The 23,829-nt window shown below is 70.4% G+C and carries 25 protein-coding genes and 1 pseudogene; 18 read left to right on the top strand and 8 right to left on the bottom strand.

Annotated features, from left to right (window positions below; translation table 11 throughout):
• Positions 1–128 precede the first annotated feature (128 nt).
• The gene (locus tag ACZ52J_RS39405; protein WP_465625837.1) at positions 129–3,038 is read right to left on the bottom strand and encodes a trypsin-like serine protease; all 2,910 of its coding nucleotides are present in this window, start codon (positions 3,036–3,038) and stop codon (positions 129–131) included.
• A gap of 692 nt (positions 3,039–3,730) precedes the next feature.
• Here ACZ52J_RS39405 and ACZ52J_RS39410 point away from each other — a divergent pair.
• From ACZ52J_RS39410 to ACZ52J_RS39440, 7 genes and pseudogenes are all read left to right on the top strand, one after another.
• Complete coding sequence (locus ACZ52J_RS39410) at positions 3,731–3,979, top strand: hypothetical protein (protein WP_465625839.1); 249 nt, start codon at positions 3,731–3,733, stop codon at positions 3,977–3,979.
• A 203-nt stretch (positions 3,980–4,182) separates the two neighbouring features.
• A complete protein-coding gene (locus ACZ52J_RS39415; RefSeq protein ID WP_465625841.1) occupies positions 4,183–4,404 on the top strand; it encodes a hypothetical protein in 222 nt (73 codons plus the stop codon).
• On the top strand, positions 4,371–5,369 hold the full coding sequence (locus tag ACZ52J_RS39420; protein ID WP_465625843.1) for a DEAD/DEAH box helicase family protein: 999 nt from the start codon (positions 4,371–4,373) through the stop codon (positions 5,367–5,369). The genes ACZ52J_RS39415 and ACZ52J_RS39420 overlap by 34 nt, the downstream gene beginning before the upstream one ends.
• 19 nt (positions 5,370–5,388) lie before the next feature.
• Positions 5,389–5,499: pseudogene (locus ACZ52J_RS39425) on the top strand (hypothetical protein); the annotation flags it as partial.
• A gap of 33 nt (positions 5,500–5,532) precedes the next feature.
• On the top strand, positions 5,533–6,543 hold the full coding sequence (locus ACZ52J_RS39430; RefSeq protein WP_465625845.1) for a helicase associated domain-containing protein: 1,011 nt from the start codon (positions 5,533–5,535) through the stop codon (positions 6,541–6,543).
• Positions 6,544–6,595: 52 nt separating this feature from the next.
• The gene (locus ACZ52J_RS39435) at positions 6,596–6,778 is read left to right on the top strand and encodes a hypothetical protein (RefSeq protein WP_465625905.1); all 183 of its coding nucleotides are present in this window, start codon (positions 6,596–6,598) and stop codon (positions 6,776–6,778) included.
• Between the two features lie 24 nt (positions 6,779–6,802).
• Positions 6,803–6,937: a hypothetical protein gene (locus tag ACZ52J_RS39440; RefSeq protein WP_465625907.1), complete on the top strand. Its 135-nt coding sequence runs from the start codon at positions 6,803–6,805 to the stop codon at positions 6,935–6,937.
• A 237-nt stretch (positions 6,938–7,174) separates the two neighbouring features.
• On the opposite strand, the gene ACZ52J_RS39445 is transcribed toward ACZ52J_RS39440, so the two are convergent.
• Positions 7,175–7,372, bottom strand: coding sequence for a hypothetical protein (locus ACZ52J_RS39445; RefSeq protein ID WP_465625909.1), 198 nt, complete (start codon positions 7,370–7,372; stop codon positions 7,175–7,177).
• On the bottom strand, positions 7,369–7,920 hold the full coding sequence (locus ACZ52J_RS39450) for a hypothetical protein (RefSeq protein WP_465625847.1): 552 nt from the start codon (positions 7,918–7,920) through the stop codon (positions 7,369–7,371). The genes ACZ52J_RS39445 and ACZ52J_RS39450 overlap by 4 nt, the downstream gene beginning before the upstream one ends.
• Positions 7,921–8,541: 621 nt before the next feature.
• On the opposite strand from ACZ52J_RS39450, the gene ACZ52J_RS39455 reads away from it, so the two are divergent.
• Positions 8,542–9,096 carry a GNAT family N-acetyltransferase gene (locus ACZ52J_RS39455; RefSeq protein ID WP_465625849.1) on the top strand — a complete coding sequence of 185 codons (555 nt, stop codon included), beginning with the start codon at positions 8,542–8,544 and terminating at the stop codon, positions 9,094–9,096.
• A 395-nt stretch (positions 9,097–9,491) separates the two neighbouring features.
• On the opposite strand, the gene ACZ52J_RS39460 is transcribed toward ACZ52J_RS39455, so the two are convergent.
• Positions 9,492–11,111 carry an IS4 family transposase gene (locus ACZ52J_RS39460; RefSeq protein WP_465625851.1) on the bottom strand — a complete coding sequence of 540 codons (1,620 nt, stop codon included), beginning with the start codon at positions 11,109–11,111 and terminating at the stop codon, positions 9,492–9,494.
• 26 nt (positions 11,112–11,137) lie between these two features.
• Here ACZ52J_RS39460 and ACZ52J_RS39465 point away from each other — a divergent pair, with 26 nt between their 5' ends.
• Positions 11,138–11,941, top strand: coding sequence for an IS5 family transposase (locus tag ACZ52J_RS39465; RefSeq protein ID WP_465625853.1), 804 nt, complete (start codon positions 11,138–11,140; stop codon positions 11,939–11,941).
• On the opposite strand, the gene ACZ52J_RS39470 is transcribed toward ACZ52J_RS39465, so the two are convergent.
• Both ACZ52J_RS39470 and ACZ52J_RS39475 read right to left on the bottom strand, forming a co-directional pair.
• Positions 11,922–12,143, bottom strand: a complete 222-nt coding sequence (locus tag ACZ52J_RS39470; RefSeq protein ID WP_465625855.1) for a hypothetical protein — start codon at positions 12,141–12,143, stop codon at positions 11,922–11,924. The genes ACZ52J_RS39465 and ACZ52J_RS39470 overlap by 20 nt on opposite strands.
• Positions 12,144–13,769: 1,626 nt before the next feature.
• Entirely contained in the window at positions 13,770–13,988 is a 219-nt protein-coding gene (locus ACZ52J_RS39475) for a hypothetical protein (protein WP_465625857.1), read from the bottom strand.
• Between the two features lie 292 nt (positions 13,989–14,280).
• On the opposite strand from ACZ52J_RS39475, the gene ACZ52J_RS39480 reads away from it, so the two are divergent.
• From ACZ52J_RS39480 to ACZ52J_RS39505, 6 genes are all read left to right on the top strand, one after another.
• On the top strand, positions 14,281–14,739 hold the full coding sequence (locus ACZ52J_RS39480) for a hypothetical protein (protein WP_465625859.1): 459 nt from the start codon (positions 14,281–14,283) through the stop codon (positions 14,737–14,739).
• A gap of 213 nt (positions 14,740–14,952) precedes the next feature.
• A complete protein-coding gene (locus ACZ52J_RS39485; protein ID WP_465625861.1) occupies positions 14,953–16,497 on the top strand; it encodes a replication-relaxation family protein in 1,545 nt (514 codons plus the stop codon).
• A gap of 552 nt (positions 16,498–17,049) precedes the next feature.
• On the top strand, positions 17,050–17,415 hold the full coding sequence (locus ACZ52J_RS39490) for a hypothetical protein (protein ID WP_465625863.1): 366 nt from the start codon (positions 17,050–17,052) through the stop codon (positions 17,413–17,415).
• Between the two features lie 55 nt (positions 17,416–17,470).
• Complete coding sequence (locus ACZ52J_RS39495; RefSeq protein WP_465625865.1) at positions 17,471–17,752, top strand: hypothetical protein; 282 nt, start codon at positions 17,471–17,473, stop codon at positions 17,750–17,752.
• A gap of 114 nt (positions 17,753–17,866) precedes the next feature.
• Positions 17,867–18,298, top strand: a complete 432-nt coding sequence (locus tag ACZ52J_RS39500; protein WP_465625867.1) for a phage tail protein — start codon at positions 17,867–17,869, stop codon at positions 18,296–18,298.
• Positions 18,299–19,017: 719 nt separating this feature from the next.
• Positions 19,018–19,443 (top strand): GYD domain-containing protein, encoded by a 426-nt coding sequence (locus tag ACZ52J_RS39505; protein WP_465625869.1) that lies wholly within the window; start codon positions 19,018–19,020, stop codon positions 19,441–19,443.
• A gap of 27 nt (positions 19,444–19,470) precedes the next feature.
• Here the strand turns inward: ACZ52J_RS39505 and ACZ52J_RS39510 are convergent, their stop codons facing one another.
• Complete coding sequence (locus ACZ52J_RS39510; protein WP_465625871.1) at positions 19,471–19,662, bottom strand: hypothetical protein; 192 nt, start codon at positions 19,660–19,662, stop codon at positions 19,471–19,473.
• Positions 19,659–20,648, bottom strand: coding sequence for an ISAs1 family transposase (locus tag ACZ52J_RS39515; protein WP_465625873.1), 990 nt, complete (start codon positions 20,646–20,648; stop codon positions 19,659–19,661). The genes ACZ52J_RS39510 and ACZ52J_RS39515 overlap by 4 nt, the downstream gene beginning before the upstream one ends.
• Positions 20,649–21,225: 577 nt before the next feature.
• Between ACZ52J_RS39515 and ACZ52J_RS39520 the strand changes: the two genes are divergently transcribed.
• From ACZ52J_RS39520 to ACZ52J_RS39530, 3 genes are all read left to right on the top strand, one after another.
• Entirely contained in the window at positions 21,226–21,843 is a 618-nt protein-coding gene (locus tag ACZ52J_RS39520; RefSeq protein WP_465625875.1) for a hypothetical protein, read from the top strand.
• 415 nt (positions 21,844–22,258) lie between these two features.
• Complete coding sequence (locus tag ACZ52J_RS39525; protein WP_465625877.1) at positions 22,259–22,585, top strand: hypothetical protein; 327 nt, start codon at positions 22,259–22,261, stop codon at positions 22,583–22,585.
• Between the two features lie 268 nt (positions 22,586–22,853).
• On the top strand, positions 22,854–23,750 hold the full coding sequence (locus ACZ52J_RS39530) for a carbon-nitrogen hydrolase family protein (protein ID WP_465625879.1): 897 nt from the start codon (positions 22,854–22,856) through the stop codon (positions 23,748–23,750).
• Positions 23,751–23,829 lie beyond the last annotated feature (79 nt).

Here is a 23,829-nt window from a genome sequence, read left to right on the forward strand (position 1 = left end):
CCTTGGGCTTTGAAGCGCTTCCTCCATTTGAAGCCATCCTGCCCCCCACAAAAAGTACCAATGGCGGGTCCACCCCCCCCCCCAAGTGAACACCCTCCCTCGTCGCCCCACCCCCCCCGACTCCCCGGTCACAGGCGGAAGGGGTTCCCGCCCTGCGCGGCGATCACGTACCAGGCGGTCGCCCCGGTGTGGAGGGTGGAGTAGTAGAGGTCGCCCTCCCCCGTGTCCAGGCCGTCGTGCGAGGCGGCGACGATGCCCTTGCCGTCCGTGTTGGTCGCGCCGCTCTGCGCCTTCTGCAAGGTCGCCATCAGGGCCGCCGCCTTCGCGGCATCGCCGTCCGCACGGCGGACCTGGTAGGCGGCCAGCAGGTGGGCGGTGCCCTCGAACCAGACGCCGGTGGTGTCCTTACCGCTGAAGCTCACCCCGCTGTACGGGCCGTCGGTGGCCGCCATCCGCCCGGCCGCCCAGTCGATGGCGGGCGCGTAGGACGGGTCGAGGGTGGCCAGGTAGCTCCAGGTCTGCACATCCTCCGGCTCGACGTCGTCGTTGGTGGTCACCCCGTCCAGACCGGTGCCCGTCCACAGGTGGCCGTTGGCGGCCTGCACGGACTTCACGAACCGGAACGCGTTGGTGGAGCGCTGCGCCCAGCCCGCGTCGCCGGTGACGCCGGCGAGCATGGCGAAGAAAGCGCCGGTGTCGATGTTGTGCTCCGTGGCCTTCCAGGTGAGCGGGACCATCGTCTGACCGGTGCCGTCGTCGTTGCGCAGGCCGCCGGTGTAGCCGCCGGCACCGCGGGTGTCCGCGGCGTTGTTCTGGATCCAGTTGGCGGCCTTCAACGCCCCGTCCAGGAAACGCTGTTGGCCCGTCACCCGGTAGAGCCGGGTAAGCGCCATACCGGCCCAGGCCATGTTCCCGGTGTAGACGGAGAACCCGCCCACGTACGGCGCGCCGCTCGCGGTGACGAACGGGCTGGGCTCGTAGGAGGCGCGGATGCGGCCGTCTGGGGTGATGTCGTGGGCCTGGGCATACAGCAGGCTGTCGCCGAGTGCCGTGGCGTGGGCGACGTCGTCGGCTCCGCCGCGTTGCAGGAACGCGGTGATGACGAGCGCGTTGTCGTACGTGAAGGAGGCCTGGAAGCCGTCCGGGCCGAACAGCTTCGGGTCCTCGAAGTGCCCGCCCTGGTAGCTGCGGGGCACGCGCAGCGTGCCGGCGGTGCCGTGGGCGTCGAGGCGCTGGGCGAGGAAGGAGTAGGCCGCGTCCATGGAAGGCCCGGAGGGCTTCACCGGCGGCTGCTGGGACGGCAGGTGCACGCTGCCCGCGGGAGGGGGTCCCGGCGTGGTCGGCAGGTCGGCGTCCTCCTCACCGACCGGCACCAGTTTGAAGAGCTGGTTCTCGTCGTTGTGGTCGCACGGGGCGTTCCCGGGTGTCGCGACGCTGTTCGGCACGCTGGCGCCGGGCCACAGCGCGAGACAGTTCCCGCCCTTGATCTGGAGGTGGAAGTACCAGTGCCCGCCCTCCCAGTCCGACAACTGGAGTCCGACGTCGGCGGACTGGCCGAGGTACTCGTTGGGTGCGGCCAGGTTCCGGAACAGCCAGCCGCCGTCCGTCGTCTGGAGGAGTTCCCAGTCGGCCCGCGGGTCACCGGGCCGGGCGCCGACGAGCCGGCCGCTCGGCAGGTCATAGGCCATCGCCGTACCGTTGCCGTCGACCAGTTCGTCGTGCTCGTGCGGCCTGGGGTCGGAGCCTATGTCCCCGCCCCCGCCCCCGCCGCCGCTGCCGTAGTCGACCCAGCTCAGGTGCCCGGTGCTCCAGTCACGAACGCCGATCTTGGCACCCAGCATGGGGAGGGCGTCCTCCAGGCCGACGAACATGATGCCGCCCGTGCAGCTGGTCGCCATCGTCCTCCCCGGCGTCTTGCAGCTCCAGGTTCCACCCGTCGTGGCCGAGACGATGCCCAGGGCCGTGATGTTGGGCGGCGCCCCCGGAAGGCCCGGGCCGCCTCCCAACACAACGGGGCCTCCGCTGTCGCCCCTGCGGGCCGCGATGGACGAGTTGTCAGCGGCGGTGAACTGCTTGAGGGCCTTCCAGCCGTACATGTAGTGGTGCTCGACCTCGCCGCCCAGGTTGTCGACGCCCTTGGCGTAGTAATCGGTCACCTTGGTGGTGACCTGGATGTTGCAGATCTCGCCCGATCGCGAACCCTCGTTGCAGATCCAGTTCCCCGTGTGCGCGACCTGCGCGGCGCTCACCCATTTCTTGGTCTGCGAGATGCTGGACTGGTCGGCTGCGCCGCCCGTCCAGATCTGCTGGTTCATCGTGACGTTCGAAGACGGCTTGATGACGGCCGCGTCGAGGTAGACAGGCCCCCTCTCGTCCGGGCGGATAATCTGCGGTGAGATCCGGGTGCCGATCGCCGGCCCCTGCCCGCCCGTATCGTCGACGCCGTACCGGACATTGGTCTCGTTGTTCGGCAGGAAACAGTGGTCCGCGGTGAGCATGGCGTCCTCGCCGCGGTAGTTGATCGCGAAGGCCGTGCTGCAAAACGGTGCGATGATCTGCGCACCGCCGGCACCCGGATCGTTCCGGCGCGAGGGGTCCCCGAGGCTGATCGACTCCGTGCCGTTCGATTCGACCGTCACCGGAACGCTCACGGACGCCACCGCCCGCCGCAGCCGCTGTGCGTCGGCCTCGCCGCCCACCACGGTCGCGGTGAGGCCGCTCCCATCCTGCGGCATCGCCACGTCGGTGATCCGCACTCCGGCGGACTCGGCGAGGCGCGTCACCTCGCGCGAGGCGTCCTTCAGGTCCTGCGCGCTGTGCGGCGCCGGCTTGACATCGACAGGCACCGGGCTCTGCGCGACGACCGCCCGGACCTCGGGCGTCAGCTCGCCGTGCCAGTAGATCGTGAGGTGCTTCTTCTCGGGGGCGGCGACCACACCGGCGAAAGCCCGGCTGCCGATCTGACCCGACGCATGTTCCACGGCCGAAGCGGTCTCGTTCATCTTGCCCTGGATGTCCATCAGCTGATGCCAGGACAAGAAGGGTGCAGGACTCCCGAAGGAGTTCGCGACGGGGGCGATCCCGGGAGCCGCGAGCACTCCCACGACGGCGGTCGCGGTGGCGAAGGCCACGAGCGGCCTTCGCCACCTGCCCCCGCGGCGGGCCGGATCTTCGGCGTGGTGGACCAACTGGAACTCCCCGGTTTCGGAACTGCGGCGCCTCGGCGCCCTCTCACCTGTGCAAACGGGCGGGGGTGAACGCGCAGTTCAGAGCAGGGACGGGTCGGTCACCACGGCATAGCGCCAGCCCGCCGCGGCCGCCGACTTGGCGGCCGCGGGAAGCCCGGGATGTGCGCGACCTTCCCTTCCGACCAGGTGAACCGTAACCGGAACGGCTGGGCCAGCACCTCGTCGAATCCGCTCGCGAAGTCCAAACCAGCAGCAGCCACCGCTCGGCCAGGCTCTCGAAGCCGTGCTGCCGACCGGTGGAGACCAGGCACTGCAGCCCGGGACGGTGCCGCACCAGCGCTCCTGCCGTGAATGCCGTCCACGGCACCCAGGACACCGCACGTCCTGCGTGAGCGGGCGATATCACCCAAACCGGGTTCACTGTCCAACTCTGGCGTTACCCTGCTTGGCCAACGCTCGACTCGCCAACTGAAGCGCTCAGTCACACCCGACCACATGAGGCAGGGCAAGATCCCGATCCCCCTATCAAAAGGAGACCCGCCATGACCAACATCCTCCAGCTGTGCGTCTACCGCCGTGGAAGCCAGCTCACCGCCCAGCTCGAACAGCTCGACGAGGACGGCGTCGGTCAGGGCTACCGCCTTGCCGGGCCCATGCTTCACAACATGGGTGAGCTGGTTCTGTCACAGCAGCTCACGGTTGAGGACGCCGACGGGATCCGCCGGATGCTCGACCGTTCCTTCCCGCCCGGGCCCGCCGCCGCGGAGAGTTCCACCGTCTCGGCCCCGTAGCCCCGGGACTACGCAATCGCGCACTCACGGGCAACCGGAGGGGGGTGCCCAGCAGGCTGGGTACCCCCTCCCCGCGCGGTCCACCGCCCCCGTCGACCGCCCCCCGCGGACCGGCCGTCGGCCACCGTTCTGCAGCTGCGCCGCCCCGCTCGGTGACCCGCCACCTCCCCGCACCACCCGGCATACGAAGGAGAAGGGCAGCCGTGGAGACCACCACCACCGCCGCCGCCACCGCCGAGCAGGACGTGCCGGCCGGGCTGCGCGCCCAGGCCGAGACGCCCGTCCCGGCGCAGCCGCCCGGCACCGCCGTGAACCCGCTGCCGCTGCACTGGTTCCAGAAGGACGCGGTCGCGGCCGCGGTGCGTGAGGTGAAGGACGGGGCCGGGCGACGGTGGTCGCGGCAACCGGCTCGGGCAAGACGCTGATTGCCGCCGGCTGCGCCCGACGTCTGGCGGCGAAGGGCCGGGTGCTGGTGCTGGTGCCGACGATCGAGCTGCTGGAGCAGACAGCGGAGTCCTGGTCGCTCAAGGGAGGGCGCCGGGGCGTGGCAGTGGCGGCATGTTCGCGGGAGGAAGCGCTGGAGAGCGCGGAGGCGGGCGGGCGGATCGACGCCGCGGTGACGACCGCCCCGGCCGCGCTGACGGACCTGGTCAACGGTGCGCCGGACGACCACCCGGTCACCGTGTACGCGACCTACGCCTCGCTGGAGCGGATCGTCGAGGCCCACTACCACTGGGGCCTGGCGCAGTGGGACCTGGTGGTCATCGACGAGGCCCACCGCACCGCCGGCTCCGAGGGTAAGGCCTGGGCCGCCGTCCACGACGACGACCGGGTTCCGGCGAAGCGCCGCCTGTACTTCACCGCCACGCCCAGGATCGCGGACGACCGGCGCGCGAAGGACGGCCTGGCCGACCTTGCCGACGCCGACAGCGAGGGCGCGGAGAAGCTGCCCGCGCTCTGCTCCATGGACTCGGAGGAGATCTACGGCAAGGTCTGTGTCACCTGGACGCTCGGCCAGGGCATCGAGCACGGCTACCTCGCCGACTACCGCGTGCTCGTGCCGGTGGTGACGGACGAGGACCTGCGCGAGCTGCTCCGCCTCCCGGCCGTCGCGGACCTGCGCTCCCAGCGCAGCAACGAGGAACTGCTGCGCCTGGCCTCGCAGATCGCGGTGCTGCGCGCCATCGCCGACCTCGGGCTCCGACGGGTCATCACCTTCCACTCCCGGGTGTCCGCAGCGCGCGAGTTCGCGAACACCCTGCTGGAGACCTCGGAGCTGCTGGAGGACGCGGAGCGCCCGGAGCGGATCTGGGCGAAGGCGGTGGCCGGCACCGACCGGCTCAAGGACCGCCGGGCCGCGTTCGCCGACTTCAAGGCCCCACACCGGTGAGGACGGCGAGGAGTGCGGCATCCTCGCCAACGCCCGGCTCCTGTCCGAGGGCATCGACGTTCGGGCCGTCGATGCCATCTGCTTCGCGGACCCGAAGTCGTCGGTCATCGACATCGTCCAGGCCGTCGGGAGGGCGCTGCGCCAGTCCTACCGCGAGGGCAAGGTGTCCTGGGTCATCATCCCGGTGTACCTGCCGACGCCGGAAGTCGGCGACGACACCGCCACCGCGCACCCGGCCGAGGTCCACGACGCCGGCGAGGCCGTGAAGGCGGAGGCCGACACCGAGATCGAGGCCAGTTCCTTCCGTACGATCTGGCGGGTCCTGCGCGCCCTGGCCGCGCACGACGCCCGGGTGGTCGGCCGGATCACCGAGCTGCGCGCCCACCGCTCCCAGGGCACCGCGCACACCACCGCGGCCAAGGCCTCCGAGGGCGAGGCCAGGGAGGGCGAGCAGCAGCCGGCGCCGGTGGAGTCGCCGATCGAGTGGCTGCGGATCAACGCGAAGCAGCACGCCGCGCGGATCCTCCAGACCGTCAAGCTCCGCGCGTTCAACCCGCGGGCCGTGGAGTGGCAGCGGATGCACGCCGTCGCGGCGGTCTTCCACCTCCAGCACGGCCACCTCGACCCCACTGACAAGACGAAGCACGCGGACCTGATCTCCTGGCTCACCCGCCAGCGCCACCTCAACGGCCAGGGCCTGCTCGACCCCGCCCGGGTCAGCGAGCTGGACGCGCTCGGCATGATCTGGTCGAAGAACGCCAACGCCTGGGAGCGCGGGGCGGCCTATGCCGCCGCGTTCCACCGCCAGCACGGTCACCTGGCGATCCCGGCGGCGGCGAAGCTGGACGACTACGCGGTGGGTGCGTGGATGCGCCGCCAGCGCAAGGCCGACAACCTCACCACCGACCAGGCCGCGAAGCTCGACGGCCTGGACGAGCTGTGGCGCCTGGAGCCGGACTGGAACCGCTCCTACCGCCGCCTGCTCGCCTACCTCGCCGCCGGCGGAACCCTGGACGGCCCGGCGAACCGCACCGGCCTCGCCGACGACCCCACGTTCCGCCCCGGCGCCTGGCTGCGCAAGCAGGCGGGGGCCCGCACCGAGGGAAAGCTGACCGACCAGCAGACCGCGCTCCTGGACGCCCTCGACCGGCACGCCGAGACCGTCGCCGGCTAACCCGCCCCGTACACCTCGCCGCCCCGCTCCCGACTCCTGGAGGCACCACACGATGACCGACACCACCCCGGAGCCCACCGCGGACGAAGACCTCGACGAGCGGTTCCCGCTGGCGCTGTACCGCCACGACAACGGCGAGCTCATGATGCCGACCACCCACGTCACCGCCTGCTGCGCCACGTCGCGGAGACCGTGCGGCTGTGGCGGGTCCGAGGCCAGGTGCCGCTGGACCTGATGACCACGGATCTACGACGCCCTGGTGCACTACGCCGCCGACCTCGACACCGCCATCGCCGACGCGCACGGGCAGTGCGACCCGACGGACCGGACCCGGGCCGACGAGGTCGCGCGCTACCTGGACGAGGTGGCTGGCGCCTATCTCGCGGCCGGCTGACCCGTCCCGCATGCTCCGCCGTCCCGGCCCACCCCGGCCGGGACGGCACCCGTTCCGAGGAGAGGCACCACAGGATGACCGACACCACGCCGACCCGCACGCTGCCCACCCCGTTGCCGGGCGCGACCGGACCCGGCGCCCAGCGCTCCCCGGCCGCCACCAGCACGCCCGGGACTCCCCAGCGGGGACCGGTGATGTCGAGTCCGTCCTTGACCAGGTGGCGGCAGGCTCCCTCGATCACGCCGGTAGGAACGGGGAGCCCGTAAAGCTCGGCACCGGGCGGGTCGGCGCGGACGGCGGCGAGCCCGGTCGGTCGAGTCGGCGCAACGCCAACGTGGAACCACTGACCACCAGTGCGACCACCAGTGCCAGCAGGAGAGCACCGAGCAGAACAGTTCCGATCCGTACCGTCCCGATGTGCTTCTCGGTGCTCATTGCAACCCCGCAAGTACCATCCGCATTGCCTCCGCAGCGCCGGCCAGCGTCAGATCATCGGTGGACGGCCCGGCCCTGTAGCTCACTATGACGACATCCCCGCCCTGCAGTGCCGAGACGATCACGTAGGGGTAGGTCTGATCGGAATGGACCTCCGCGTACGCGAAGTGCCCGAACCCGGCCAGGTCCACGGTGTGGCCGAGGCTGTCACCGGGGCCCAGAGCGAGCTTCTTCTGCGAGCTGAACGAGGCCATCGCCTCGTCGGCGGAGGTACGGAAGGCCGTGGGCGCGCTGCGATCCACAAACACGGCCAGGGAGGCCGTGTTCCCGGTCGCACCGATGTCGGACTTCCACTCACATCTCGTCCGCAGGCCTGGCTCATTGGACGTGAGGCCTACGACCGCGGCGGGCACGAGCCGTACCAGCAGCGCTGCCGGCACCAGGGCACAGGCGCTGGGCGGCCGCTCCGGCGCGGATGGTCGGCCCACTACCTGGAAGGCCAGCACCGCAGCGGCCGCGTACACCACCAGGGCGATCGGTGGTGACACCCCGCGCGTCCAGGTCCGAGGAGATACTGACATGCCGTCATGCTATGCACTTCAGCGAGTCACCCCAAGAGTTCGGTCAGCCATCAAAGGAGCGGAACGCGACGTTCAACTCGCAATACGTGACCAAGCGTTGATCTGAATCCTGTGACCTTCACCTCGTAGCGTAGAGGCCGTGACTTCAGGGGAATTTGGGAGTCATGGCAGAGAAGGGGCGGAAGTTCGACGCGGAGTTCCGCGCGGGGGTGTGCGGATCGGGAGGTCTGGCGGCCGAGGCCGCGCGGGAGCTAGGGATCAGCCGCGGCCAGACCGGGCCACCAGACAGGGCAAGAGCCCGAGTGCGATTTTGTTCCCGGCTGATCCTGCCGTGCCGACTGATCCGTGGGCGTTCCAGGAAGAGTGCGCTGCCGCGTTCGAGATGACATGGACGGTGCGGGGCCTCACCCCTACCACGATCCGGACCGCCTCAACCGGACCCGGCATACCTCCGAGGGTTCACCGCTGGTCGGGGCGCCGCCCACTGCGGTGCGTCTGGAAGAGTTCTTCGCGTTCGCCCGCGGCATCACGATGCGGACGCTTTACCAGGACTCCACCCGCAACCAGTCGACCCACTGAGGAACCCCGATGATTACCTGGCGCCGGCTCGGCGAACCCGACTTCCCGCAACTGAGGCAGTGGCTGGCACAGCCGCATGTCGCCCGCTGGTGGAACCACGAGAGCTCCCCGGAGGCTGTCGAGCGCGACTTCGGCCCCGCAGCCGGGGGGCTGGAGCCGTCTGAGGACTTGCTCGTCATGCTCGACGGCGAACCGATCGGCCTCGTGCAGCGCTGCCGCCTCGCCGATTACCCCGACTACCTGGCCGAGTTGGCGGCCGAAGTCGACGTGCCAGACGGGGCGGTGACAATGGACTACCTGATCGGCGATCCCCGCCTGGCTGGTCAGGGACACGGCCCACGCATGATCCATGCGGTCATCGAGGCGACCTGGACCGACCATCCCAACGTCACCGCGATTATCGTCCCAGTGCACGTCGCTAACCGACCATCCTGGCGGGCGCTGGAGAAGGCGGGCCTGCACCGTGTCGCCGAAGCCTCGCTGGAGCCTGACAACCCCATCGACGACCGTGCCCACTACATCTACCGAATAGACCGTCCAGCCCGCTCGGCCACCGTTCAGTGAGAAGCGATTCCCAAACCGGGGGACATGGCTGCCACTCGAACTTCCGCACGCATCAGGCTCGTTCGGGTGATCAGGTCGCGGCCGGCGCATAGAAGAAGGGCCTCTTGCCCAGTTCGGTGATGTCGAGTCAACGAACAACCAGGAGGCCCTCGTGCTCCACTCTGGCGTGCCCGCTGCGCCCGCGGCCAGCTCCGGCATGTCGTGCGATTGCCTCGCACACCGGCTCGGAAACGCCGCCGACCAGCCCGACCGGACCCGCCGCTACGGCTCCGACCTCACCGACACGGAGTGGGCAATCCTGCGGCCGCTGCTGCCGGTACCGGCCTGGATGAACGGGCAAGGGGGCCACCCTGAGGGCTTCTGCCACCGGCAGATGATCGACCAATGCCACGAAGTTAAGGATTCGGTGGTGGTGTCAAGGCGTCGGGGAGGGTGATCTTGTAGGTGTTCGGAGCGGTGCGTATGAGCCGGCCGTTGCGGGCCCAATAGCAGAGTTGTGCGGTGAGGCTGCTGAGGGGGCGCCCAGAGTTGGCGAGCCCGAGATGCCGCGCGATGTCCCGGGTGTGCATGGCCTGGTTGGAGTTCGCAGCCCAGAGCTGGCAGACCTGGCCCCAGCGGCCGGAGAGGGCCTGGCCAGGGTCCTGCGCGCTGGGCAGAGCCGGTGGGTGCACGGTGATCTCGATGACGGTGATCGGTGTGCTGCCGCGAGGACGACCGTCTCGGTTCCAGATGTTGTAGCGGGAGGTTCCGCACTTGACGATGCGGGCGGACAACCGCATCCGGCGCCCGGGAAGCAGCGCGTGCAGGACACGGGCGCCGATGTGTCCGACCAGGTCGGAGCGGCTGCCCGGCCCTGAGGCCGCAGTCGTTCCGGCCAGGTTGACGACCGTGTCACGGGCGGCCTCCAGTGCGACGGTGAAGCCGGCCCGGTCGGGATCGCAGGCGGGCACTGTCTCCACCGCGGTCACCATCACCGAGCGCAGGGCCTGGTAGAGGGTGAGCAGTCCCCACATCTCCTGGTTGAGGCCCACAGGGTCCTTCGAACGTAGGACTCGGCCTTTGAGCAGGGTGTGACGGAGTGCCAGGTAGGTGATCTCGATCTCCCACCGCTCGTGGTAGAGACGCACCAGGTGGTCGGCTGAATCGGTGCGGTGGTCGTGGAGCGTGGTCAGCAGGCGGTAGGTCCCGCCGAAGTCGCCTCCGTCGGCGATGCGGGAGCGGATCTCGGCCTCGATCACCCGCAGTGAGAGGCCCCCGATCCGGGTCAGGTAGGAGCCGTCGGGCAGCAGTGCCAGCACCGGCGGTCGTCGGGTGCTGGTGGCGCGAATCAAGAACTGCGCCCCCTGGGCTGCGATGTCTGCGAGCAGCTCGTTGCTGTCGAAGGCGCGGTCCGCCAGGAGGAGCATGTCCGAGGTCAGGTGGCCGACCAGGTCGTGGGCGTAGTCAGTCTCGCCCTTGGAGGCGGGCCCGAAGACCGCTGCGATAAGGCCGCGGGTGCCTGTTTCGCACAGGGTCATGAGCATCAGCCGGGGGTAGCCTGCCGGGCCGTAGCGGCGTTCGGTGCGGCCGAGCCATGACCGGTTGCGCTCGTGGTCGGGGACGGACAGGCTCCCGCAGCCGTCGAAGGCGACCGTGCGCCACCTGCGGTAGCGCACTCCGGGCGTGGACGGCTGGGTCAGCGGGCCGGCCAGCACGTCGAACAGTCGCTTGAGCGGGGCCACCCCGACCCGCCGACGCAGATCGCGAAGTGCCTTCTCCGAGGGCTGCGGCACCCGAGCAGCCAGTCCGGCCGCGAGTTTGCTCCACACCAGTCCAGTGCCCAGATGCTCGAACAGTCCGAGTGCGAGCACGAAGTACACCCCGACGCGCGAGGGGAGGCTCCGAAGTCGTCGCTCACGCGCCCCGGTCTCGTCCAGTACCGCATCCACCAACTCGGGTGGGATGACCTGGGTTAACTCGCCGATGTGACCGGGCGCGAACACGTCACCGGTTCCGTCCGTGACAGAGTGGGCCACTGGGCCTCTGCTTTCTCAGGAAGATCTTGGTCGATCCCCTGGATAGCAGAGGCCCCTCGCGTATCGCGCCCACCCTTGACACCGCCGCCGAGCGCTTAACTTCGTGGCATTGGATGATCGACGCGGTGCGCTACCTGGTCGCCGAGGGCGTGCGCTGGGCGAGCCTGCCCGCCGACTTCCCCAAGTGGCGGGCCGTCTACCGGTTCTTCCGCCGCTGGCGCGACAACGACTTCATCAAGGAGCTCTACGGCCGACTGCGCAAGCGTCTGCGCGAGCTGGCCGGGAAGAAGGAGGAGCCCTCGGCCGCGATCATCGACTCGCAGTCGGTGAAGGCCGACGCCACGGTCGGCGCGGCCACCCGCGGCTACGACGCCGGGAAGAAGATCAACGGGCGCAAGCGGCACATCGCGGTGGACACCCTGGGCCTGCTGCTGGTGGTGATGGTCACCGCCGCCTCGGTCAAGGACAACGACGCCGGGCGCGACCTGCTGGAACAACTGTGCGCCGAGCGCCACCGCATCGCCCTGGTCTGGGCCGACGGCGGCTACACCGGATGGCTCGTCGCCTTCGCCCACGCCGTCCTGGCCCTCGCCCTGACCGTCGTCAAACGCAGCGACGACGCCAAAGGGTTCGTGGTGCTGCCCCGCAGGTGGATCGTGGAACGGTCCTTCTCCTGGCTGATCCGGGCCCGGCGCCTGGCCCGCGACTACGAGACCCGCATCGACAGCGCCGAGGCGATGGCCTGGTGGGCCGCGAGTATCCCGGCCACCCGCCGACTGGCCCGCTCGGGCCGACCCTCCCCGCGCCGCGTCAAGCGGTCCGCGGCCTGAACAGCCCCGGCCGCGCCTCGGTCAACCAGCCCCGTTCCACCAGCCGCTTCGCCCTGAACCGGGCCGCCTGCTCCTTCGCATCACTCGCCGACCAGCCCAGATGCTCGCGCATCGCCCGCGCCCGCACCCCCTCCCCGCCGCCGGCCGCATCGCGCTCGACCAGGGCCACGATCCGCGCGCACTCGGGCGACAGCACCTCCACCCCCCAACCCCTCACGCCACGAAGGGACTTCGCCCCGCGGCCCGGCCACGCCCGCGACCGGCCCCACCACCGGTCCACCGGCCGACGCCCCAGGCCTCGCGGCCTCATCGGCCAACTCGGCCAGGGCCGCCACCGTCTCCTCCCGGGCGATCACCGCGCGCCGCGCGGCCTCATCCGCCTCCGCCACGGCGGCCTGGACCCGCTCCAACTCGGCGCGCAGTTCCTCCGCCCTGGCCAGCGCCACCCGCTCACGCCGCTCCAGCACCCCCAGCACCGACGGCATCCGCCACCTCCGACCATGCCCCCGCACCAACACGACGGTCCGAGCATGCCTACCGAGCGACGGCCACGCACCTCACCTGCGAAAACGTGACCCTACCTTCGGTTTGGGAATCGCTTCTCACGTCACATGCATGTGAAGTCGGGCCGTCCCGTCTCAGTGAGGGATGGACTCATGGTCCATTTTGGGGGCACCACAATCACCAAAATGAACCATGAGTCCATCCCGGATTCCGCCCCTCGCTCTCCCCGCCCGGCCGGTGGCGGCACGTGCCCTGCCGGGAAGCCGGGACCGGGCGGCAACCCTGTGATCCACGCGGACCTGACCATGCAAATGGCTGGGCGCGGCGCGCTCCGCTACCGCACCCTGGCCAGCGCCAAGGGTTGCGCTGGACCAGCCCCTGCCGCCTGCCCTGCGCCGCCGGATCCGTCGTCAGGGCCGTGGCCGGCCCCGCCGTCGGCCCGTCGCCGCACCGGTCACGCCGAAGACGGCGTGACACTGGGCAGTTGCCCCTCGCCAGCTGGCTGATGCCCGTGCCTGGCGCCGAGCGGCCGGTGCAGCGTTGCCCGCAGCAGCAAGCCATGCAGCAAGGGTGACCTTGCTATCCCGCTGCTCGGCGCGGGCCACTGGGCAGCAGGGTGCAGCAAGGTCACCCTTGCTACACCCGTTGTTGCCGCTGCTTCCGTGTAGCAAGGCGATCCTTGCTGCACGCCGGGGCTGCGACTGCGACGGCCCGCGCGGGTGAACGGAGTGCGACTGCGACCGGCCGCTGGCTGCGCAATCGCCGACCGGGCTGCGACGGTGCGACCGGCGTCGCAGCCGCCCGGCCCCGGGCGCGCAAGGACCGGTGAGTTCGCCGCACACCGGGTGCGACGCAAACTCCCCACCGCAGGTCACGACAGGTGCGAACGGGATCGCACCCGCCCCGTCGCAGGCCTCGGGCATGGCCCGGCGGCCCTGCCGCCGACGCCGCCGGCAGGGCCGGTTGTTGCAGCAACGATCGGGCCCGCTGCGCATGCGCAACGGCCGGTTGCAGCATCGGATGCGCATGCGAAAGGACGGTTGCGCAGCGCTGCGCAACCGGTGATGCGCGCTGCTGCGACGGGCCGCCGCTGCCCGCCGGGGCGCGGCGTTTCTCCCCGGGGCAAAAGGCGATGGCCGATCCGATGCTGTTCGGCGCGCCGACCTGCACGGTCTGCGGCAAGGAGATGGAGCCGAGCAGTACCGGTCGCCCCCGGAAGTACTGTTCGAAGGCGTGCTCCTCCCGGGCCGACCGGGCGCGCGAGCGCGAGCGTCAGGAGAAGGCGCTCACCGCGGCCGCCGAAAACCCCCGGGGCGAAACCCCGCTACCCGCCGACCTGCCCGCCGACGGCACGGCCGTCGGGCTGCTGGAGCTCGGCGAGGCGCTGCGCCGGCACGACGAGCGCTTCCTCCTCCAGCTGGAGCGTGCGGAGCGCGAGGGTGACGGTGCCCTTGCCCGCCAGGCCCTGGCCGACGTTCTCCGCGCCGCCGAGGGCCTGGTCGTGCGTCACCGCGAGCTCGCCGAGCGGATGCTGAGTGCCCACCCCACCCAGGCCGCCGCTTCGGAAGAGGCCGCCCCGGAGCCCCTCGTTTCGCCCCCGGGGCGAAACGGCGGCCTTGTTCGGCGGCTCCCCGGCCACGGCCGGGCCGGCGCCGGCGGCTGCTCCCGTACCGGCTCCGGCGAGCGGCGGCCCCGCCCCCGAGGATCGGTCCGCGCCCGCCGCGCCCCGGGGCGAAACTCCCCCGTCGACGGACCCTGCCGCGGAGCGGCCGCAGGCCCTGTCGGCGCCTGTTCCTCCCCGGGGGGAAAGGGAGCCCACTGCGGGGCCCGCCGCCATGGCGTCCGTTGTTCCCCGGGGCGAAACGGCGCCCGGTGGCGAGCGGCTGCGCGAGCTCGTGGACCAGCGGCTCGCCCAGCAGCAGACCGCGCCCCGGCCCGCCCCGGCTCCGGCTTCTTCCGCACCGCAGCAAGCGCCCATCGAGGTTCCCGTCCCGGCCGACCCGATGCACCGCCGGCTGCCCCCGAGCGACGTGCGCATCGCCCTCGATGCGGGGCGGTTCGGCGACTGGTGGGCGCTGGCCGGCTGGACGGTCAACCCGGACGTCTACCTCGTGACGGGCGAGGGCCATCAGGTCGGCTGGGTCGAGCGCGGCCTGGCCGGCATCGGCGACCGCTGGGTGGCGGTGTACGAGGGCTACTTCATCGGCGACATCAACACCCAGGAAGCGATGCTCCACGACACCCCCGAGCAGGCCGCCTTCACCGTCCACACCGCCTATCTGCAGAACCTCTGACGGCCCGCCGCCCGTGATCCCGGTCACGGACAAACCGGGAGGACAAGGGACCTGACCGGGGCGAACCGGGCGGGACAACGTGCTGGTCAAGGGGCGGGGTCAGACCGCGGACAAGGGGTCGGTGTGCAGTGTCGGCCGCGTCCGGGTGCTCGCCCGGGTGCCGGGCCGGCCATCGCGCCGATTCCGGCCTCCTGCTGATGGAAGGCCAACCCGATGTCCACCACCGCGCTCGCCGCGCCCGATCCGGACGACGGCGTCCAGGCCGCCGGCCACCTCCCCGGCCGGGCGGCGAAGGCCTCGCCCGGCCGGGACAAGGGGCCCGGTGCCGCCTCCACCGGCACCTCCACCGATACCTCCACGCCCCCGACGGCGGCCCGGCCCGTTTCCGCAGGCCAGCGGCCCCGGTCAAGGGGCGTCGGGCGTGGCGACAACCCTCTTCCCCCTGATGCCGAGGTGCGGTGGAAGCGGGGTTCGACACAGCCGGTCAGGAAGGGGGTCCTGGTGTCGCTTGCCCTGTTTCAGCGCGCCACCGGCCGGGAGCTTTGGCACCTGGTCTGCCCGACCCAGCGCAACGACCGGGCGACGCGCGACGCCGTGGTCGACCTGGAGGCCGCCGGGAGGGTGCGCCAGGAGCTGCGCCTGCCGGACAACCGCAAGCTGTGGACCCTGACTGCGGCCGGGCGCCGCGAAGCCGCCGACCTGCTCCCGGCCGGGACGAAGCTGTCCGCGCTGCGCCCCGAACGGGACGGCCCGGGCGCGGCGTTCTCCGAGCACGCCCTGGACGTCGTCGCCGCCGCCGGCCTCCTCGCCCGCGCCGGCATCGGTCACCTCGGCGCGTTCACCACCGAGGTCGAGCACGCCATCCCGCACCGCCGCTCACTGTTCACCGACCTCGTGCTGCGCCACCCCGGCGCGAAGGTGCCGGTGCTCCTGGTCGAGGTCGACCGCGAGAACGAGGGCGTCGGCACCCTCGTGGAGAAGCTGGCCACCTACCGGGCCTGGTGCGAGCTGGCGGCGAATGGCGCGGCCAAGGCGGCGTTCGAGGCCTCGCTGCGCCGGACCGGGACCCGCACGCACGACCTGCGCCTGTGGCCCACCCTCTACCCGGCCACCGGACGGGAGGGACTGCCGCCGGTCGCCCTGGTCCTGGAGGCCGGCCGCAAGCGCACCCGCCCCGGCGCGGGGCCGCTCACCCCGAAGGAGAAGGAGGAGAAGGCCAAGCGGGACCACCAGCGGCTGCTGAACCGCATGGCCGAGGTCGAGACCGCCTCCGAGGACGCCTGGTACGCGCCCGCGTACAGCGGCTACGCCGCCCGCGACTACCACCGCGCCCTGCCGGTCGTGGCGACCACCCTGCCGCTGCTGCGCCGCTTCGGCGCTGATGCCCCGGTCTGGCACCGGTTCGGCCGCCGGGGCTGGCACACCCTCGCTGCTGCGCTGGCCAACCGGGACGGCGACCGGCTGCTGCACGCGGAGCGGGCTGCCGCCGACCAGGTCCGCCAGGAACGGGAGCAGGAACGGCAGAGGGCGGAGCGCGAGCGCCGCCGTCCAGCCTGCACCCGCTGCAAGGTGCCGTTCTCGGACGCGCGGTGGGAGATGCGCGAGCGGGCCGCCTGGGACGACGACGGGCTGTGCCCAAGCTGCCGCCAGGCCGACGCCGACCAGAAGGCTCGCCAGGAGGCCGAGCGCGAGCAGGCGGCCGCCGAAGCCGCCGAGGCCGAGGCGAAGCGCCACCGCTCCTGGTGGCGCAGGGCCTGACCCCGCTGTTCCCCGGTGCATGGCGCTGACCTGCACCGGGGAGTTTCGCCTCGGGCCGGTGAGTTTCACCGCCAGCCGGTGAGCTTCCCCTCCCAGGGCTGGTGAGTTTCGCTGCCGGGGCCGGTGAGTTTGCCCGCCGTGGCAGCCGGGCCACCGGTGAGTATCAGGTATCTGGGCAGGCCAGAGGCCGGGTAGAACGGCCTCGTGCTGCTCTGTACGGGTGGCGGGTTCGGCCCCGGCGCGGGGCGGGCAGAGCTGCGGCATGACGACACCTTCGACCAGGCGCCACCGCCGCCCGACCGCCACCGTGCCCGCTCCTGCGGTCCCGGTCCGCGCTGTGAGGCCGCCGGCTCCTGTTCGGCCGGGCAACGGGTGCTGCCGGACCTGGTCCAGCGAACATCTGACGCCTGGCGGGATGGTCGTCCAGACGACCTGGCACGAACCCGTCTGCCGAACCTGGGGCCAGCCAGCCCGGTGATCAAGCAGTTCCACCCCGCGCGTCCAACCGGCGCCGATAGGCTCGGCGTATCGTCGAAGGGGAGGAGCGGACCGATGGCGCAGCCGAACCAGTATGCGCCGGAGCCGGTGGCCGACTGGATCAACGACGTGTGCGGCTGGCAGGACCAGACCCGCGGGCTCCGCGGACACCTGCCCTCCCAGCTGCGCCTGGTCCGTGACGCGGACCGCTGGTGGATCGGGATCGACGCCTTCGCCCCGTACCTGCGCGTCCAACTGTGCGCGGGCCGCATCCTCGACGACGGCACCTTCGCCGATGTCTCGGCCTTCCTCGACGGCACGGTCAACGCCACCGACCGCGAGGAACTCGCGCAAGCCGTCCAGGAACTGCGCAAGCGACTGGACACCCCGCAGCCGCCGAACGCCTGGGCCGCCAGCCGCTACGGCTTCCCCAAGCCCTGAGCTGCCGTCACACCTCGAGCGGAAGTCCCGGCCCCGAACACGGGAAGGCTGCCCCGTGACCAACACCAACCTGTTTCAGCCCGGCACCACCGCGGTGCGCCGCGACATCCACGCCGACCGGGTGTGGACCGCGATGCCCCAGCGCGTGATCGAGAGCCTGGCACCGACGACCTGGATCACCTCGACGCGCACCGGCGACGACACTATCCGCAAGCAGGGCCTGGAGGACCTGGCGGCCGGCACCTGGACCCTCGGCCGCTACGGCCGTTCCGTATCCAGTGACTGTTGTTGCTGGCGGGCTGTGAGCTTGAGGTCGGTCTTGAAGCTTGGGTGTTGATGGTTGGTCGTTGATCGTTCTGGACAGGATGCGGGTGTCCCATGGCTGAGGGCGACATCGATCACCCGTAGCTCGGGGCCAGCCACCCTTTTGCACCGTTGAGAGGACTGCACCGTGTCAGTCGAGAACGAAAGCCCCGTGCCTGCCTACAGCTACAGGGTCACCATCGGTGACGAAGAACTGGCGTTCGCCTCCGTGTCCGGGCTGGAGATCCCTCCGGAGATCGCCGCTAAGGCAGGCATCGAAGCCGTTCCACTCTTGCCTGAGTCCGCCAATGGCCCCGTGATCACGTTCACGAACGGTGCTCTCCAGGACCAGCCCGAGCTCGCCGCATGGCTCAACCCCGCTGACGACACTCGCACCGGCAAACGCGACATCAGCATCAGCCTCACCAACGAGGCCGGCACTGTTCTGTTCATGACCTGGAACGTCGTCAACGCCTTCCCGACCGCCATCAGCGCACCCAACTTCGATGCCAGCAGCAACGAAATCGCCATCGAGGAGGTCTCGTTGTCGGCAGATGGTTTTTCCCTCGAATGGCACTGATGGGCTGCCCCATGGCCTGGCGGTGCCGCAACGACTGACGCTGCTGGTCCGGGCAAGGCCGCTCGCCGATGGAACGCACGGCCTGCCGCAAGGGGTGAGGCCCGAGCGGTCCCACCTGGGCCTACCGGGAGATCCCCCCACCGGGTTTGCGGATGCCGCCGGACCCGCGCTGGGACGGGGAGGCCAACCAGGACCTGCTGGGGCGAACACCCACGCGTCACGAGAACCGCACGCAGCGCATCGCCGAGCCGACCATGCAGATACTCCTGGGCTGGGCGATCCGCTTCGTCGAAGACTTCGCCGATAACGGAACGCCCCTCTGCTCCCGTGCCAAGTGCCACAACACAATGGCGGGATAACCGGTGGGAGGGCACCGAACTGCTGAGCCACTTCCTGGCCGGCGGCGTCCAGGCCGTAACGTCTGCCGCACCCGCGACGGCTCCTCGCCCAGCGCCCGCACGGTGCACAACCTCGTCCTCCAAGCCCACCTCACCGATGCCGGGCTGCGCACCGCGTACGCCCGCGAGCACCTGGTCGTCCGGGCGGAAGCCCGTCAGGGCTGATGCGTTCTCAGGTTGTGAGATGAAGTAGCTCGCACGCGTGGGCGGGGTGTGACCGGTAGTGGTCACGCGGCCCGAACCGTACGCGGACGTATCAACCAGCGCGTACGAAGCAGGGCCAGAGCGCCCGGGTAGGTCGCTCACCCGTTGGCTGTGGCCGTGCCGGTCATCGTCCCCAGCCGTTCGGGGGATACGCGGGCCGCATCCGGCGCGCTTCCCACCCGCTGGGGTATCCCTTGGTGGAACGAAAGGGAGATGATGCCGCTCTATCTATCGAGGTTCAGCTACACACCGGAGACGTGGGCCAGGCTGATCGTCCACCCCGAGGACCGCGCAAAGGCCGCTCAGGCGTACATCGAGTCCGTCGGCGGGAAGCTCCACGGCTTCTGGTACGCCTTCGGCACACACGACGGCTACAACCTGTGGGAGGCCCCCGACAACGTGTCCATGACCGCGGTTGCGCTGGCGATTAGTGCAGGCGGCGCGCTTAGCTCGTTCGAGACGACAGTTCTCCTGACCGTCGATGAAACCATGGATGCCCTGCGCAAAGCCGAACGAGTCCAGTACCGGGCGCCGGGCGCGTAGCGGTCCAGCGCCAGGGCTGATGTGTTGTCAGCAGGCGATCTTGAGGAGCGCGGTGGCGTGTTCGGGGCATGACCGGTAGTGGTCGGCTGCGGCGGCGATGTTGGTCCAGCCGGCCTGGCGCATCAGGCCGATGGCGAGGTTGCGCAGGGTGGCCATGGCGCGGGGCGCGCTGCCGGTGCGGACCCTGGAGGTGTCCTCGGCGAATGTCACGTCTCTCACGTGGTGCAGGGCCTCCACGGACCAGTGGCCCTGGACGAGCCCGGCCAGGCGGGCGGGGTCGGCCTGGCCGGGGGTGAGGCTGGTGACGGCGTAGACCGTCTTCGTCTGGACCCTGCCGTTCTCTTGTTGACGCGGCGTCGCTTGATCTCGATGGCCTGGACAGCGTGCGGGAACAGCAGTCCGGCTTCGACGGTGCATACCTTCAGGCGTCGGACCTCTCGGCGTCCGTGCCCGGTGGTGCGGGTGCGGTCCAGCAGCGGTATCTGCTGCCAGGGCAGGCGGCGCAGTTGCCGGCGCAGCTTCTTCTGGTTGCCCTTGGCGACCAGAAGGTAGTGCCCGCCAGCCGCGATGATCTTCTTCGCGGTCTTGCGCTGGGTGTGCATCGCGTCGGCGGTGACGACCACGCCGCGCAGGTCGAAGCGGGCCAGCAGCGGGGCCATGGCCAGGATTTCGTTGCTCTTGGCCGCCACCTGGCGCTGGGCGATGACGGTCTGGCTGCCGTGGAGGGCGGCGGCCAGCAGGTGGACTGCCGTCTCGCTGTCGGTGCGTGAGCCGCGCACCGTCTTGCCGTCCACGGCCAGCCCGATCAGGGCTTCGTCCTCCTCGACGGGATCGGCGGCGTGATGGGCGAGCCAGGTGCCGACGGCGTCGTCCAGGGCGTCGCCGTCGATGCGGGCCAGCAGTCGGCCGAGCGTGGAGGCGTTGGGCGTGGCGCGGGTGAGGCCGAGTCCGGCGCGGACCTGCGGGTCGGTGTCGGCTGCGTACCGGGCGATCTGCGCGAGGGAACGGGCTCCGCCGAGCACCGCCGTCAGGCACAGGGCCAGCAGCACGCCGATGCGGTAGCGGCGCCCGCGCACCCGGCGGGGATCGGGCACGGCGGCCAGCACCTCGGACAGCGAGGCCAGCTTGTGCGGTTCGATGGACGGGCAGGGGTCGTTGGCGTCCTCGCAGTGGCGCGCGAGGACGGTGATCAGGGAGGATGGCACGCGGACGCGACTCCAGGACGATCTTCGGTCTCAGAAGCCTTGATCATCTGGCGTCGCGTCTCTTGCTTCCACTCCGGCAAACCGCCCATCAGGTCTCAAAGCCGACGAGCCGACCTATCCCGCCAGCTGAGAACGCATCAGCCCTGGGAAGCCCGTCGATCGCATTGTCGGTGATGTGCCCGAAGTATTCGGCGTTCGGGTCGTGTGGCGGTGGTGTCCATGCATTGCGAGCACATGGCGGTGATCGGAGCATGAGTTCGCATTGATGAGGATCCTTTAATATTTTCCCACTGGTAACACGAGTGAGGGCCGGATCTGTTTTGATGTGAATCCCCGTCCTGAGCCCGCCGAGTGGTGCTGGCGCTGTGAGCTGCAAGAATGCAGCCCTGTCTGATGGGCGCAACGGTGCGGTCCCGGCCATGCATTGCTGGAATTGGACAGGCTGGTTCGGGTTCCCGGCTATTGCCCTCGGGGCGGGGTAGCGTTTTCCTCTGCTGACTCAAAGGGGGCGGAAGATCATTTCTCCCCGGAGCGATGGCACGTTCAGCGGTAGCCGGCCAGCGACAAGGAGTGCACCATGATCAGTGCGGCGGAAGTCATCGGCAGCGAGGTTCGGTTGTTCCGGGGGGACCAGGTGATCTTCATCGATCTCTCCAATGGCGGCATCACCTACAACGGGCAGACCACCAAACACGGCTCCTTCGCCCAGGTGTCACCCAAGTTCGCCAACGGCATCGACGGGGCGTACGTCGTCGGCCAGGACATCCGGTTGTTCAGGGGCGGGCGGCTCGTGGTGATCAATGCCGCCAACGGCAGCCGCACCTACGACGGCAAGATCTCCGGGCACCCCTCGCACGCCCAGGTGACGGCGGACTTCTCCGAGGACATCGACGACGTCGTCTACATCGGCAGCGACATCCGCATGTTCAAGGGTGACCGTCTGCTGGTCCTCAATGCGAACAATGGGAGCGTGACCTACGACGGGCTGATCACCCGACACCCTTCGTTCACCCAGCTTCCGGGCGGCTTCTCCGGTGACTTCGACGCAGTGCACTCCATCCGCCAGGAGGAGGTTCGTCTGTTCAAGGGTGACCGCCTGGTGGTCCTCAGCTGGCGCGATGGGCACGTGGTCTACGACGGGCTGATCACCAAGCACGCCTCGTACCAGAACCTCCCGGCGAGCTGGGTGAGCTGAGGTCCCTCGGTGACCGGCGCGCCCGGGAGGAGGCCGAGCGCGAGCGGGCCGCCGCGGCCGAGGCCGCCGAGGCGAAGCGCGTCCGCTCCTGGTGGCGCCGCTCCTGACTGGGTAGCGGGTGCAACACGGGGCCGCAACACGTGCAACGCGCGGGCCCTGGCAGGCTTCGCGTTGCACCCCTGACCTGCGCGAACCACCGGGGGAACCGGGGTGCAACAGCGTGTTGCGCTCCGCGTTGCACCCCCTGGCCTGCGGTGGGGAGTTGTCCTGTGACAGCGGAGTCGGGACGGTTGTCACCGAAGTGGGGACAACGGCTGTTTGTGACAGCGATCATGGGAAGCTGGCCGGTTTGTGACAGCGAAGTTGGGAAGTAGGGGCGGGCTGCTGGTGCCCGCAGAGCGGCATACTGCACGTCGTGGATCGCGAAGACCTGATTGCTGCCCTCGAACGGCATGAGACTGCTGCCGCCGGCCATGTTGCCCTGGCCCTGCGCGCTGGGGCTTCGTTTCGGGTGTGGGCCGAATCGACGGTGCCGGCCAGCCGGCTTCTCGACATCTGGGCTTGGCGGGCCCAGTGCATGGCGGAGGACGGCATCGTCACCTGCAAGGACTTCGAACAGGGAATGCCCGACCTTCAGCGTGCAGGTGACACCCCAGTCGCCTTGGGGCGAGTGCATATCGCTGAAGACTCGCGCCTGGTCTTCCTGGCCGCCGATCTGAGCTCATGCATTGCCGTGCTGTAGCACTACGAGGGCGTTGACCGGGGTCTTTCCCAACTTCGCTGTCGCAAAATGACGTTGTCCCAACTTCGGTGACAATCGTCCCAACTTCGCTGTCACGGGTCAGGAGTTTCACAGGCGGGTGGTGAGTTTCGCCTCGCGCGCTGGTGAGTTCGCCCGCCCCCGCCCCGCTCACCGGGCGCGGTTCAACCTGCTGCGGTCAGGGACACGTGCGGGTGACGCTCCCGGTCCGGGCCGGGTGAGGCATCGGGCGCACCGGTACGGTCGCCGGATGGTCGGGACGTTGCGGTTGGCGGTGGCGCAGAGCACGGTGCCGGAGGATCCGGGGGACCGGACGGCGATCCGGGCGGCGGGTGAGGGGGTCCGGGCCCTGATGCGGGAGGCCGCCGGGGCGGGGGCGCGGCTGGTGCAGTTTCCGGAGGGCGCTCTCGTCTACCCGGACAAGCGGGTGGTGGCGACCGGCCCCGACGGGACCGGGGCGCCGGCGGACTGGACCGGCGCCGCGTGGGACGTCCTGCGCGAGGAGGCGGAGCGGATCGCGGCCTTGGCGGGCGAGCTGGGCCTGTGGACGGTCTTCGGCTCGCTCCATCCGCTCACACCGCCCCGGCGTCCGCACAACAGCCTCTACGTCGTCTCCGACCGCGGGGACCTGGTAGCCCGGTACGACAAGCGGTTCCTGTCGAACACCGAGCTGTCCTACCTCTACACCCCCGGCCGGCCCGAGCCGACGGTCTTCGACGTGGACGGCGTCCGCTTCGGCCTGGCCATCTGCATCGAAGCGAACTTCCCCGCCCTGTTCGCCGAGTACGAACGCCTGGACGTCGACTGCGTCCTGCTGTCCGTCATGGTCGACGACCCCGCCCGCGCCACCGTCGCCCAGGCCTACGGCACCCTCTACAACTACTGGCTCGGCTACGCCGTCCCCGCCCAGTTCGCCGCCACCGCACCCTCCGGCATCGTCGCCCCCGGCGGGCGCTGGCTCAACCGCGCCCCGGCCCACAACCAGCCCGCCCTCGCACTCACCGACCTCGACCTCCACTCGACCGTCCCGGACATCGACACCGCGATGCGCTACGCCCGGCCCTGGAGGCGGCTGGCCCGCGCCGGCCTCTACACCGACCATCTCGCCGACGGTGACCCCAGGAGCCAGATCCGCACCGCGTTCTGACACCCCGACCACTGGTGGGAAACGCCCGGGAGGCTGGTGAGTCTCCGCGTTCGTGGCCCGCCCGGACCCGGTGAGAGGC

Source organism: Kitasatospora sp. NPDC034035 (assembly GCF_055575755.1).

Bases quoted from the DNA above. Each gene is read 5' to 3' on its own strand.
- ACZ52J_RS39410 (WP_465625839.1), top strand. From the start codon at position 3,731: ATGACCAACATCCTCCAGCTGTGCGTCTACCGCCGTGGAAGCCAGCTC.
- ACZ52J_RS39435 (WP_465625905.1), top strand. From the start codon at position 6,596: ATGACCGACACCACCCCGGAGCCCACCGCGGACGAAGACCTCGACGAG.
- ACZ52J_RS39445 (WP_465625909.1), bottom strand. From the start codon at position 7,372: ATGAGCACCGAGAAGCACATCGGGACGGTACGGATCGGAACTGTTCTG.
- ACZ52J_RS39455 (WP_465625849.1), top strand. From the start codon at position 8,542: ATGATTACCTGGCGCCGGCTCGGCGAACCCGACTTCCCGCAACTGAGG.
- ACZ52J_RS39480 (WP_465625859.1), top strand. From the start codon at position 14,281: ATGGCGTCCGTTGTTCCCCGGGGCGAAACGGCGCCCGGTGGCGAGCGG.
- ACZ52J_RS39485 (WP_465625861.1), top strand. From the start codon at position 14,953: ATGTCCACCACCGCGCTCGCCGCGCCCGATCCGGACGACGGCGTCCAG.
- ACZ52J_RS39490 (WP_465625863.1), top strand. From the start codon at position 17,050: ATGGCGCAGCCGAACCAGTATGCGCCGGAGCCGGTGGCCGACTGGATC.
- ACZ52J_RS39520 (WP_465625875.1), top strand. From the start codon at position 21,226: ATGATCAGTGCGGCGGAAGTCATCGGCAGCGAGGTTCGGTTGTTCCGG.
- ACZ52J_RS39530 (WP_465625879.1), top strand. From the start codon at position 22,854: ATGGTCGGGACGTTGCGGTTGGCGGTGGCGCAGAGCACGGTGCCGGAG.